The organism is Phocaeicola coprophilus DSM 18228 = JCM 13818, from assembly GCF_000157915.1.
Classification (GTDB): domain Bacteria; phylum Bacteroidota; class Bacteroidia; order Bacteroidales; family Bacteroidaceae; genus Phocaeicola; species Phocaeicola coprophilus.
Map to the genome: position 1 here is coordinate 70,128 of NZ_EQ973628.1, position 13,622 is coordinate 83,749.

The window sequence follows — 13,622 nt, forward strand, 5'->3', positions numbered from 1 at the left end:
AAAGTAACGTCTGAATTTTAAAACATTATTCTTCCTGAATCCATCTGTAATCAAACGAGTTTTTGTACCTTTGACAAAAATAGACCATAAAAACACAGAACATGAAAAATTTGGAAATCAAAAAAATCAGCGGTTTCACTACCGCTCAGGAAATACCGGCCTTGCTGGATCGGGAAGGAATCGAGTTTCAACCTATTGATACGGTCAACTGGCCGGAATATCCTTATAAACCGGAAGTAAAGTTCCGGGTTGCCCATACAGGGGATTATATACTGATACATTACACCGTAACAGAAGCCAGCGTACGGGCTGTGGCTCCGCATGACGGAGGACGGGTTTGGGAAGATGCATGCTGTGAATTTTTCCTGCAACCGGAAACCGGAGAACCTGTTTACTATAATTTTGAATGTAACTGTGCCGGTACTCTACTGCTCAATTGCGGACGGGTAGGTGACCGTCATCCCGCACCGGAAAACATTATGCAACAGGTACTTCGCTGGGCCTCTCTAGGCAGAGAACCGTTCGAAGAACGGATCGGTACCTGCAGCTGGCAGCTGGCTCTGGCTATTCCTGCAGCAGCAGTATTCAATCACTCGGTAAAAGACTTCAGCGGACTTCATATGCGAGCTAATTTCTATAAATGCGGTGACCTGCTTCAGACTCCTCATTTCCTGTCCTGGAATCCGATCCAGTTACCGAAGCCTTGTTTCCATTGTCCTGAATTCTTTGGAAATATTCATTTTGGAGAATAATTGAGACAAAAAAAAATCGGCTCAGCGTTGTCATTCAACATGCTGAGCCGAACTTATTCTTCCAAACTTACTCTTTTTTTCCTTCCGGCTTCAACCAGCGATCCAGCCAGCTGAAGAATGTACGTTGCCAGAGAATACCATTCTGCGGTTTCAATACCCAGTGGTTTTCATCGGGGAAGATCAGCAATTCAGCAGGAATACCTCTCAGCTTGGCTGCATTGAAAGCTGCCATTCCCTGTGAAGCCAGAATACGGTAGTCCTTTTCTCCGTGAATACAAAGAATCGGAGTATCCCATTTATCAACAAACAGGTGAGGAGAGTTTGCATAGCTGCGCTTAACAGCCTCATTGGTCTTTTCCCAGTACGGACCGCCCAGATCCCAGTTGGTGAACCAAAGTTCTTCAGTTTCCAGGTATTGCTGTTCCATATTGAAGAAACCGTCATGGGCAATGAATGCCTTGAAACGTTTGTTATGGTGTCCGGCCAGCCAATAAACCGAATATCCTCCGAAGCTGGCACCTACACATCCCAGACGATCCTTGTCAACATACGGCTCTTTGGAAATATCATCAATGGCACTCAGATAGTCATCCATACAGTGACCGCCATAGTTGGTACTGATTTCTTCCAGCCATTCCATACCGAAGCCCGGCAGACCACGGCGGTTCGGAGCAATGACAATATAACCGTTGGCAGCCATAATCTGCAAGTTCCAGCGGTAGCTCCAGAACTGGCTGACAGGGCTTTGCGGACCACCTTCACAGAACAGGAGGGTAGGATATTTTTTGTTCGGATCAAAATCAGCAGGATAAACTACCCATGAAAGCATGTCTTTTCCGTCAACGGTCTTTGTCCAGCGGGGTTCCACTTTACCCAGTTTCAGCTGACTGAAGATATGATCATTTTCTTTGGTGATGCGGGATACGGCATTTTCCTGATTCAGGGAAACGGTAAACAGTTCGTCTGCTTCACTCAGAGAATGGCGTTTAGTCAGCAACTGTCCGTCATTCAGCATAGCTACTGAAGCATAGTCATACATACCGTCGGTCAGCTGCTTCACATCTCCTTCCAGATTCGTGCTGTGAATCATGCTGGTTGCATGCCATACTCCTACAAAATACAAGGTACGGCTGTCAGGAGCCCAGCAATAGTCGTCTACGCCCGACTGGAAACTTTCCGTGACATATGTTTTTTTGCCGCTGGTCAGATCCATTACACAAAGGCGGTTGCGGTCGCTTTCGTAACCGTCACGTTCCATACTCTGCCAGGCAATGCTCTTGCCGTCAGGAGAGAATTTGGGATTTGTATCATAACCCATGTTCTTGTCGGCAGCATCTTCCTTGCAGAGATTGCGGGTCTGTTTGGTTTCCAGGTTATAAAGATAAATATCAGAATCCGTAGAAATGGCATAATCCAGTCCGGTTTTCTTGCGGCAAGTATAGGCAATCTGCTTCGAGTCATTGCTCCATGCCAGCTGCTCGATACCGCCGAAAGGTTTCATCGGTGATTCATACGGTTCACCTGCCAGGATATCTGTGGCTTCTCCTACTTTGTTTCCGTCAAATGAAGCTACGAAAGGATGGGGGACAGTCTGTACCCATTCATCCCAATGCTTGTACATCAGATCATCGATCACCATACCGCTGGCCTTATCCAGATCCGGATATTTGTCTGCAGTACGTTCTCCATATTTCACTTGAGAGATAAAGAGCAGCTTGCTTTCATCCGGAGAGAAACGGAATCCGTCAATGCCACCGGCATAGTCAGACAACTGCTTGCGTCCGCTTCCGTCGGGATTCATTTCCCAAACCTGACTGTTACCGTTGGCATCGGCAGCCAGAAAAGCAATCTTGCTGCCATTCTTGATCCATGCCGGTTCACCCTCACTGGCAGCAGTTGTCGTCAGCAGACGGTTATCAGATCCATCCGCATTCATCACATAAATCACCAGGTGACTTTTGTTTTCCTTCACACTGTAATAAGATACAGTATAAGCAATACGTTTGCCGTCAGGCGAAACAGCAGAACTTCCGATACGTCCCATCGCCCACAACGTCTCCGGAGTCATACGGCCTTCCTTTACCGTAATTTCTTGCTTGCCGATAATAGGGCCTTCAGCTTGTGCCGCTTTTTCAGGACCGACGCAGGCTGATGTGACCATCATCATGGCAGCTGTCATAGTCATAAAATTTCTGTTCATGTTTTTTAGATGTCATTTTGTCTTCCGGCAAAGATAATACAAAAATACACACGGAATGTATTTCTCAAAATGTATTCTGTTCCAAAATCCGGTCATTGGTCTCTTCTTCACCGTTCCTTTGTAAAATCGGACAGAAAAGAGCTTCCTTTGTCTTCCAGACAAGCATGGGAACCGGACGATAAGACAACTTGTAGCGAAGAATACATTGTGCCACCTGAATAGAGTTTCCCTGGTGAGTTTCTTTCAGACGGTCAAGATCTTTCTTCATCAATGTCCGGTTCAAGGACAATTCCCGCAAAATGGCCCGTTCCAGACTGAGGTTGGGCGTAAAGTGAAACAGGTCAAAGATATCATGAACTCCATCGCTCAATAAAGTACCCCAACCCCGTTGGTTACAGAAATCATGCAAGGCCTGATATTTAGTCATAACTTCTTTGCTGACCATCATCAATAACGGTTTTATCTCTGTTACAAAACATTGTCCGTCGGTCAAACACACCAGTACATCCGGAACATAATAATGAGATCCATGATGCTCATAGGGTACCTTAAAAGGCTGTTCGCAATATGCCCGAACCACATCAGATTGTTCCAGTCTTTTAAAGAAATGTTTTTCCAGTTTGGATTCATAAAAGACATTCCTGTTCATTTTCCGGCTATAAAACTCACCGGAATGTGAACGTTCTTTTTTTATTTCCGGATTATACACGCGGATTGGAGTAAAGTTGCAATGATAAGATTCTGAAAACACCGAGACTTGCTCCGGCCAGATAATTTTGGGCAAAAGGACTTCCAACCCCTTTCTTGTAACATTTCTCCGGGATGATGTCTTTTTTATCAGGTTAATCCATTTCCGTTCTGAACCTTCTAACCGCAGAAAGAGTTTCACAAAACGAAGGAAAAGATATATTTCCCATTCAGGAAGATGTATTTCCCTGAATTCCATCAGGAAACGGATATGATCAGTTTCTCCTGACCGGGAATAGTGACCTTGATTTGTCAGCAGATTATAAATGCGCATAACCGGAACATATTTTCTCCGCTGTAAGAGATAAAATTTCTTGAACACCTTGACTTCCAGCTGTCTTATACGCTCCTTGCACAGTCCTAGTTCTGCAGCCATTTCTGTATGATTCCGGGTATCAGTTTCATCCAGTCCGTAAAGTGAAATAAAAAGCATACGCTCCCGCTCTTTCAGTAAGAGTACATTGTCATTCTTTCGCTGGGCGTACAGACATAAGACCAGATTATTAAGAAAATAACATCCTATTGCATCCATAGTTTTCGGTTTAAGATCATGTATTAGTTTTCGTGATTTTGCAAAGATAAATTTTCTTTTTATAGATTCTCTCTAAATCACAAAAAAATCCCGCCTGCCTAATTAAAGACAGACGGGATTTCATATTTTTCAGCTGAAATTCTGATTAAATCAGCTATTATTTCTTGTTCATACGTTCCTGACGTTCTTTCTGAAGACGTTCCTGTTCCTTCTGCAAAGCTTCCAGCTTGGCCATCAGACCGCTTGCCTTCTGCTGCGACGGAGCCTTTTTATTGGCTTCCAGCTGAGCCAGCAGCTTCTTTTCATCCGTCATGCGGCGCATGATCCACATGGTCAGAATACCGATAAGACCGGAAATGAAATAATAGTAGCTCAAACCTGATGCATATTCATTGAAAATGAAGAAGAACATCAGCGGCATGATATACATCATCCATTTCATGGCTGCCATCTGCGGATTGTTACCCATATCCTGCTGCTTCATCATGACAATCTGATTGATGACGGTTGTTGCACTGAAGAGCAGACAGAACAGACTCAGGTGGTTACCCAGCAATGGGATGCTGGTGCTCCAGCTGATCAGATCATCATAAGAAGAAAGGTCACTTGCCCACAGGAAACTCTGCTGACGGAGCTCGATAGCATTCGGAACAAAGAAGAACAGTGCCATGAACACCGGTGTCTGAAGCAGCATCGGCAAGCAGCCGCCCATCGGGCTGACTCCATACTGGCTGTAAAGTGCCATGGTTTCCTGCTGTTTCTTCAGAGCATCTTCCTGCTTGGGATATTTGGCATTGATCTTGTCCACATACGGTTTCAAAGCACGCATCTTGGCTGACGAAATAAACGACTTCCAGGTGGTCGGGAGCACCAGAATCTTCACGATAATGGTCATCAGCAGAATTACCATACCCATGCTCAGGCCCCAGCTGGAAAGCCAGTCAAACAGGTTGATTGTAAACCAGCGGTTAATGAGCCGGATAATCGGCCATCCCAGATAAACCAGATCTTCCAGTTCCAGGTCCTTATCCTTGAAGCTCAAGTCATTGCTTGCAAGCAGAGTCTTGAAGTGGTTCGGTCCGAAATAGAACTGGAAATTACTCGGTTTCGCACCTGTCGGATCGAAAGCAGTCTGCATATCGGCCTGATAGTTCTTCATATAGCCGCTGCCTTTCTGTTCCATTTTCGATTCCAGTGTAGCCTTTTCAAAATTCTGCTCAGCGATGAACACGCATGAGAAGTACTGGTTCTTGAAAGCTACCCAGTCAAGTACTTCCAGAATAGTTTCTTTTTCGTCTTTTGTTTCACTCAGGTAATCAAAACTGTCGTCCACCGGCTTATAGGTCAGCGAAGTGTAACGCTGTTCGAAAGTATATCCTTTCTCCATCTGGCGTGCACGCTGCTTCCAGTCAACACTGACGGTCTTTGTGGAAGGGGAGAAGAAGTTCTGCATGCCTGAAGCCTGAATGCTGAAGTCTACCATATAAGAGTTGAGCAACAGCTTGTAGACAAAGTCCAGATGACCACCGTTGGATGCGTTCAGACGCATGGTTACCGATGTATCTGTCTTGCTGACAGTTTCAAAGTACAGGTTTTCACTCAGCAGATTCTCATTCTTTCCTTCAAAGCCGAAGTTCAGCGAAGCATCCTCTCCGTCAAACAGGACGAGTGGTTGTTTCTGCTGATCCATGTACTCCTTCAGCATAGCCTTCTTCACGCGTCCTCCCTTGTTCGAGAAAGTCAGCTGAAGCAGATCATTTTCCAGGGTAGTCAGTTGCTCTGTTCCCTGGGTAGCCTGATAGAACATGGAAGTAGAATCCAGCCGGATTGTCTTTTCTGCAGCTTCCTGCGCTTTGAGAGCTTCCTGCTCCTTCTGGATCGCAAGTTGCTGGATAGAGTCTTGATAGTGCTGTGCACGTGCTTTTTCTTCCTGACTGGGACGGTTGTAGATGCCGAAGCCGACAATGACCGCTCCGATCAGGACGAAACCTACTAACGTGTTTTTATCCATTTCTTCAAAATTAGTTTTTGTTATTTGTCAATAGCAGCCTTGATAAATGACAGGAACAGCGGATGCGGTTTCAGTACAGTACTGCTGTATTCCGGATGGAACTGAGTACCGATAAACCATTTCAGGGTAGGTATTTCAATGATTTCCACCAGATCTGAATCCGGATTGATACCTACGCATTTCATGCCTGCAGCTTCAAATTCAGCCTTGTAGTCGTTGTTGAATTCATAGCGGTGGCGGTGACGTTCCTGAATATGTTCAGACTGATATGCCTGATATACTTTGGAGTTCGGATCAAGTACGCATTCATAAGCACCCAGACGCATCGTACCACCCATGTTGGTAATGGATTTCTGTTCCTCCATGATATCGATGACATTGTGCGGAGTCTTTTCATCCATCTCACGGCTGTTGGCATCTGTATAGCCCAGTACATTACGTGCAAACTCGATTGCCATGCACTGCATACCCAGACAGATACCGAAAGTCGGTACATTGTGTGTACGGCAATATTTGATAGCTGTAAACTTGCCTTCGATACCGCGCTGGCCGAATCCCGGACAGATAATGATTCCATCCATATCCTTCAGGCTTTCTTCGATATTCTCTTCTGTCAGTTTCTCACTGTTGATGAAGTGGATATCTGCCTTGCGGTCGTTATAGGTTGCAGCCTGTGAAAGAGCTTCCAGAATAGATTTGTAGGCATCCTGCAAATCATACTTGCCCACCAGACCGATTTTTACCTTTTCAGTAGCCTTGTGACGGCGTTCCAGGAAAGCTTTCCACGGACCGAGGGTAGGGGTTTCTCCAACAGGAAGACCCATCTTCTCCAGGATCGTTACATCAAGTTTCTGTTCCTGCATACGCAAAGGTACCTCATAAATAGTCGGCATGTCCATAGACTGTACAACGGCATTGTCATCTACATTACAGAACAGAGCTACTTTCTTCTTCAGGTTAGTGCTCAGTTCATGTTCCGTACGCAATACCAGAATATCCGGCTGAATACCTACTGACTGAAGTTCTTTTACAGAGTGCTGGGTCGGTTTGGTTTTCAGCTCACCGGCTGCTGCCAGATAAGGTACATAAGTAAGGTGTACACACAAAGCATTTTTTCCCAGTTCCCATTTCAGCTGACGGATACTTTCCAGGTATGGAAGAGATTCGATATCACCTACCGTACCACCGATTTCCGTAATGACAAAGTCGAATTTGTACTTGTTACCCAACAATTTTACATTTCGCTTGATCTCGTCCGTGATATGAGGGATTACCTGGATGGTTTTTCCCAGATAGTCACCGCGACGTTCCTTGTCGATCACGCTCTTGTAAATACGGCCGGTTGTGATATTGTTGGCCTTTGTAGTCTGAATGCCCAGGAAACGTTCGTAGTGTCCCAGGTCAAGATCGGCTTCATGACCGTCTACTGTCACATAGCATTCTCCGTGCTCGTAAGGATTCAGAGTTCCGGGGTCAATGTTGATGTAAGGATCAAATTTTTGGATTGTTACGCTGTAGCCTCTTGCCTGCAGCAACTTACCTATAGATGATGAAATGATGCCTTTACCCAAAGAAGAGGCAACACCACCTGTTACGAAAATGTACTTTGTTTCTGCCACAATATGAATGTTTAATGATTGATATTCGTTATAACAACTTCTTTTCAAAGTTGCAAAATTATAAAAAAAAGCCGAAACTTACGATATAAACCGGCAAAACATTTCACACCATGTCCAAAGAGCACCTGCATGGCGGAATATTTGTTGATGAAGCCGCACCATTTCATGGAATTTATTGTACTTTTGCAAGAAATATAAGAATATATAATAAACAATGCGAAAAATTGGATTAACCCTCTTGCTTTTTCTACTTTACGGAAGCACATGGGCACAAACAACTCAAACAGCCGGACAGAAAGCTGTCCAGGCCAAACAGGCTACGGTAATAGACACAGACAGTCTGTTGCAGCAGCTGGAAAAAGATTCCGTTATCACCTCTACCTCTGTGTCTGAAGATTCTGTTGTCAATACGGAGGAAGGAATCCAGACACGTACGCAGTCTGACAAACTGGCTGCTTCAAAGGATTCTGTTGTATCAGGGACAGATACACTGAGTATCAAGGCACAGAAAATCAAACCGGCAGTGCGGGTTCTCCCCAATCCCTATATGCTGAGATTTACGGCATTCCTTAAAAACTTCCGCAAGGATTATGATGATGCACTGGAACGCTGGGAAGATCCCTACCTGCTGATCACGGGAATCAAACCGGATCCGGACTTCTTCAAGCTGGCTTTCCCTGCCACTTATTATGAAGCGCCCGTACAGCAGGCATTCGGAATTGACGGCTGGGAACCGGCCTCCATCTATTGCCACAAGGAACAGGAAGAAAAAAGAATGCAAAATTTGGCCAAGCTGCCTGATTTGCGGAAGTCTGAAAAGATTGACCGCCAGGTCAACCGCCAGTTACTGAACTTCTATGTCAACTACCCGACACTGGTAGTCCAGAACGAAGCCAATCTGAAACAGCTGAGCGGTGCTCCCGACAAGCTGGAAGTGAAGGATCCGCCCACAGAAAACATTCTGAATGCTGCACAGAGCAATCTCTTCATGGGGCAGATGCCTTCGCAGGACTTGTATGTACTCAAACCGAATTTCTGGACACAAACCGGTAACGGTTATCTCCAGTTCTCACAGAACTATATTTCCAAGAACTGGTATAAAGGTGGTAACAGCGCCAAATCACTGGTGTCCGGTTTCACCTGGCAGGCAAACTATGATGACAAACAGCGCATCCAGTTTGAAAACAAATTCGAATGGAAACTGGGATTCATTACAAGTCCGGGTGACACTCTCCACAGCTATACCCCGAACAACGACCTGTTGCGTCTGAAGACGAAATTCGGTTATAAGGCAATCACTCACTGGTACTATACTTTATCCGTTGACTTCGAAACTCAGTTGTTCTCTACTTACGAAACAAACACGAACAACCTGGTCTCAGCATTCTTCTCACCGGCCAAGCTGAATGTCGGTCTCGGTATGGATTACAAGTACACCAAAGGCGGATGCAATCTTTCCGTGATGGTCAACCCGCTCAACTACTCGCTGTATGCCGTAGCCAGCGACCGGGTAGATCCGACACGCTTTAACATCAAGGAAGGACACAAGACGGAGAATGAGTTCGGTTCACGTCTGGAAGCCAACATCAGCTGGAAGATCATTCCGATGTTGCTGTGGGAATCCCGCTTCACATATACGACAGACTATAAGAAGGTCGTAAGTGAATGGGAAAACACATTTACTTTCGCCTTCAACAAATATCTTTCTACCAAGCTCTTCGTACACGGCCGTTTCGATGACGGAGTTGCACGGGAACCGGACAGAAGCTACTTCCAGTTGCAGGAACTGCTGAGCTTTGGTTTGAATTATACCTGGTAATCGTATAACCAATAACCTTATAATATAAAATTAGAAATGTTTACTATGCCTTCGTTTGTTCAGATACTCGACCTGATCGGGACATTCGCTTTTGCCATTAGTGGTATCCGCCTGGCTTCGGCCAAGCGTTTTGACTGGTTCGGCGCATACGTGGTAGGATTGGCCACTGCCGTTGGAGGAGGTACGATCCGTGACCTCCTGCTGGATGTTACACCTCCCTGGATGACCGATCCGATGTATCTGAGCTGTACAGCCTTCGCCATGTTTTTCGTCATTGTGTTCAGCAAGTATCTGATCCATCTGAACAACACGTTCTTTATCTTCGACAGTATCGGACTGGCACTGTTTACGGTAGTAGGAGCGAGCAAGAGTCTGGCACTCGGTTATCCCTTCTGGGTAGCCATCATTATGGGAAGCATCACCGGAGCTGCCGGAGGTGTATTGCGTGACGTATTCATCAACGAAATTCCGCTGATTTTCCGCAAGGAAATCTATGCCATGGCCTGCGTGATCGGAGGGCTCGCTTACTGGGCCTGTCTGCGTCTGGGCATGGAATCATACGTGTCAGAAATCATCGGAGGAAGCGTTGTTTTCATTGTCCGCATTCTGGCTGTGAAATATAAGATCACCCTGCCAATTCTGAAAGGAGATCCCGAAGAGGAAAACAACTGATCCTCCCGGTAAAAGAAACGGGCGGAAGCGGACCCCAGAGTCCACGCTTCCGCCCGTTTTTTTCATGTATTCCGTTTCCTTATTGCAAGGTTCCGGCTTCTGCCTGCTGAATCATCTGCTGGCTGGCATACATATATACTTCCACCCGGCGATTTTCCTGACGTCCGGCTTCCGTGCTGTTGTCCGCTACAGGATTGCTTTCACCCATACCTTCCACACTCTTGATCTGGCTGGCTGAAACACCACAGCCCAGCAAATAGCTGGATACACTCTGTGCGCGTTCCTGCGACAGATTCAGGTTCTTCTGAACACTCTGTTCCTTGGTAGAATTTCTCCAGCCCTGATTGTCCGTATAACCATAAATAGCCACGTCCATATCCCGGTTCTGGTTCAGAACATTGTTGGCAAACTTGCTGAGCGAAGCCTTGGCGGCAGAACTCAGAGTTGCACTGCTGGTAGTAAAGAGGATACCGGAATCGAAAGTAACCTTCACGGCCTGCAATCCGTTGTTATCCGTCACCTGTTCTACCTCTGCACCTTCAATCTGCTGTGCCTGCTGGGCAGCCTTGTCCATTTTCTTACCGATCAGTACACCGGCACCCGTACCAACGGCTGCTCCGACAGCTGCACCGATGGCAGCACTTTTTCCCTTACCGGCCAGTCCTCCGACCAGAGCACCCAGCGCAGCACCTCCGCCACCGCCGATAAGTCCTCCTTTGGCCGTATTGCTCATACCGCATCCGCTGAGAATCAGACATCCGCTGAGCAGCAGAGCTACGATGTTTGTTGTCTTTTTCATTTGATTCTAAAGTTTAGTTTATATTCACCAGTTTAATTTAATATGCGAAGATAGGATACTTCTTCATGGTTTCGTTCACCCGTGCCCGTACGGAAGCGATTACTTCTTCATTATCCACATTGGAAAGTACGGTTTCGATCATTTCCGCAATTTCAACCATCAGATCTTCCTTGGCTCCACGGGTTGTAATGGCAGGAGTACCCAGACGGATACCGGAAGTCTGGAATGCAGAGCGGGTATCAAACGGAACCATGTTCTTGTTGACCGTGATATCAGCAGCAACCAGCGCCTTTTCTGCCACCTTACCGGTCAGATCAGGATATTTGCTGCGCAGATCCACCAGCATGGAGTGATTATCCGTACCACCGGAAACAATGGTAAAGCCACGGTCCATCAAAGCCTGCGCCAGTACGGCAGCATTCTTCTTCACCTGCTTCTGGTATTCCTTGTATTCCGGTTGCAGACATTCGCCGAAAGCCACAGCCTTGGCTGCGATAACATGTTCCAGCGGACCTCCCTGAATACCGGGGAATACAGCTGAATCCAGCAGCTGCGACATCATCTTGATTTCGCCCTTCGGTGTTTTCTTACCCCATGGGTTAGGGAAGTCCTTGCCCATCATGATCACACCTCCGCGCGGACCACGCAAGGTCTTGTGAGTCGTAGAAGTTACGATATGTGCATACTTCACCGGATTATCCAGCAAACCAGCCGCAATCAGTCCGGCCGGATGAGCCATGTCCACCATAAAGATTGCACCTGCCTTATCAGCAATCTCACGCATGCGCTTGTAGTCCCATTCACGTGAATAAGCCGATCCTCCGCCAATGATCATCTTCGGACGTTCACGCAAGGCAATTTCTTCCATCTGATCATAGTCCACACGGCCTGTTTCCTTGTTCAGGTTATATTCACAGGGGGTATAGATAATTCCCGATGTATTTACAGCCGATCCGTGTGACAGATGTCCGCCATGAGCCAGGTTCAGTCCCATAAATTTGTCTCCCGGATTCAGGACAGCCAGAAAGACAGCCGCATTAGCCTGTGCTCCTGAGTGAGGCTGTACGTTAGCCCATTCTGCGCCGAAGATTTGTTTCAGACGGTCGATTGCAATCTGTTCGCTCTGGTCCACCACCTCGCAACCGCCATAGTAGCGTTTGCCCGGATAACCTTCTGCATATTTGTTGGTCAGACAGGATCCCATGGCCTGCATCACCTGATCACTTACAAAGTTTTCTGAAGCAATCAGTTCAATGCCTTTCAACTGGCGCTGATGCTCCTTTTCGATGATATCAAAGGTTAAATCGTCTCTTTTCATAAATCTGTATTTTTAGGTTAATATGCAAATTCTGTCGGTTTCTCAGAAAATCACTCCCACGGAAAAGCTCATTACGTTCCGCCGTTTCCGGACAACAATCATACTTTCATTATAGGGAGCCTCTGTTGCCTGCCGGTCAAAATCAATCGATCTGGTCAGGTTATGCAGCCCGATCTCATAACGGAAATCGAAAAATACATTCGATACATTGACGCCCAGTCCGGCTACTGCACTGTAATTAAAGGGATATCCGGTTTCCCGGATGGCCTGCTGGTAAAAGCCCGAATATTCATTTTCGGTCTGCTGCTTCCACGACCACGCCACTTTGGGCCCGACAAAGAAAGCCATGCCATAAGGATGGACATCTATAAACTTATATCCATAAAGAATCGGAAGATCAATCGAAGTGACCTTGGTCTTGACCAGGGCATTTTCAGGCAGAAGCGCCGAGTTTGCCAGCGAATTGCTGACAGACACACTTCCCATAGATACATTATAGGAAATTTCCGGCTGGATGAAATGATGCTTTTTCAGGTTCAGCCGGCAAAAGACTGTCGCAAAATACCCCACTTTGTAGTTGTTCTGGACTCCCTCAAGTTCCTTTCCGTCAATGGAAAGTTCGTCAATGAAAAACATGGAAGAATTAAAACCGGCCTTGACACCAATATTCACCAAAGGTCTTCGCAGGGTGACCATCGGAGTGTAGTTCGACTGAGCCTGAAGCAATCCGGCTGCAGCAGAAACCAGCAAGAGTACAAGGGCGGTTTTCTTCATGCAAAAATGTTTATTTTTTCTTTTCTACGGACCATCCGAACTTACCGATCTTGGGGCCCATTCCGTAATATCCGCCGTGTACATACACCAGCAGATTCGACTGAGCCAGTTCGAATTTTCCGGTTTCCGTATTCAGGTATTTGTCGTCAGCCTTCACGTTCACCACGTCTGCGATAAACATGTCGTGCGATCCCAGTGACAGGATCTCCTTCACCCGGCATTCAATACACAGGGGAGATTCTTCAATGATGGGAGCGTTGACCACACTTGCCTTTCCGGGAGTGAGGTGCATTTCCTCAAACTTGTTGTAGTCGCGTCCGGAGCGTACTCCGCACCAGTCAGTGGCATACGCCATATCCTGCGTGGTCAGGTTGATGAC

At 46.5% G+C, this 13,622-nt stretch carries 11 protein-coding genes; 3 read left to right on the forward strand and 8 right to left on the reverse strand.

Annotation, left to right across the window (positions count from 1 at the left end):
- Positions 1-101 precede the first annotated feature (101 nt).
- A complete protein-coding gene (locus tag BACCOPRO_RS00250; RefSeq protein WP_008139777.1) occupies positions 102-752 on the forward strand; it encodes a carbohydrate-binding family 9-like protein in 651 nt (216 codons plus the stop codon).
- Positions 753-819: 67 nt separating this feature from the next.
- Here BACCOPRO_RS00250 and dpp5 read toward each other — a convergent pair whose 3' ends face one another.
- From dpp5 to pyrG, 4 genes are all read right to left on the reverse strand, one after another.
- Positions 820-2,952, reverse strand: a complete 2,133-nt coding sequence (gene dpp5, locus BACCOPRO_RS00255) for a dipeptidyl-peptidase Dpp5 (protein WP_008139780.1) — start codon at positions 2,950-2,952, stop codon at positions 820-822.
- A gap of 64 nt (positions 2,953-3,016) precedes the next feature.
- The gene (locus tag BACCOPRO_RS00260) at positions 3,017-4,231 is read right to left on the reverse strand and encodes a TnsA endonuclease N-terminal domain-containing protein (RefSeq protein WP_008139782.1); all 1,215 of its coding nucleotides are present in this window, start codon (positions 4,229-4,231) and stop codon (positions 3,017-3,019) included.
- Positions 4,232-4,388: 157 nt separating this feature from the next.
- Positions 4,389-6,242, reverse strand: coding sequence for a membrane protein insertase YidC (yidC, locus tag BACCOPRO_RS00265; RefSeq protein WP_008139783.1), 1,854 nt, complete (start codon positions 6,240-6,242; stop codon positions 4,389-4,391).
- A 20-nt stretch (positions 6,243-6,262) separates the two neighbouring features.
- On the reverse strand, positions 6,263-7,861 hold the full coding sequence (pyrG, locus tag BACCOPRO_RS00270; protein ID WP_008139785.1) for a CTP synthase: 1,599 nt from the start codon (positions 7,859-7,861) through the stop codon (positions 6,263-6,265).
- Positions 7,862-8,075: 214 nt separating this feature from the next.
- Between pyrG and BACCOPRO_RS00275 the strand changes: the two genes are divergently transcribed.
- Positions 8,076-9,680, forward strand: coding sequence for a DUF3078 domain-containing protein (locus BACCOPRO_RS00275; RefSeq protein ID WP_008139790.1), 1,605 nt, complete (start codon positions 8,076-8,078; stop codon positions 9,678-9,680).
- Between the two features lie 45 nt (positions 9,681-9,725).
- Positions 9,726-10,352 (forward strand): trimeric intracellular cation channel family protein, encoded by a 627-nt coding sequence (locus BACCOPRO_RS00280; RefSeq protein ID WP_040310997.1) that lies wholly within the window; start codon positions 9,726-9,728, stop codon positions 10,350-10,352.
- Between the two features lie 79 nt (positions 10,353-10,431).
- Here the strand turns inward: BACCOPRO_RS00280 and BACCOPRO_RS00285 are convergent, their stop codons facing one another.
- The 4 genes from BACCOPRO_RS00285 to BACCOPRO_RS00300 form a co-directional block, all read right to left on the reverse strand.
- Entirely contained in the window at positions 10,432-11,151 is a 720-nt protein-coding gene (locus BACCOPRO_RS00285; RefSeq protein ID WP_008139794.1) for a YiaD family glycine zipper/OmpA-like lipoprotein, read from the reverse strand.
- A gap of 37 nt (positions 11,152-11,188) precedes the next feature.
- Positions 11,189-12,469, reverse strand: a complete 1,281-nt coding sequence (glyA, locus tag BACCOPRO_RS00290) for a serine hydroxymethyltransferase (RefSeq protein ID WP_008139797.1) — start codon at positions 12,467-12,469, stop codon at positions 11,189-11,191.
- Between the two features lie 42 nt (positions 12,470-12,511).
- Positions 12,512-13,243 (reverse strand): porin family protein, encoded by a 732-nt coding sequence (locus tag BACCOPRO_RS00295; RefSeq protein ID WP_008139799.1) that lies wholly within the window; start codon positions 13,241-13,243, stop codon positions 12,512-12,514.
- Positions 13,244-13,253: 10 nt separating this feature from the next.
- The coding region (locus BACCOPRO_RS00300; protein WP_008139801.1) for a flavin reductase family protein at positions 13,254-13,622 on the reverse strand (369 nt) is incomplete at its 5' end.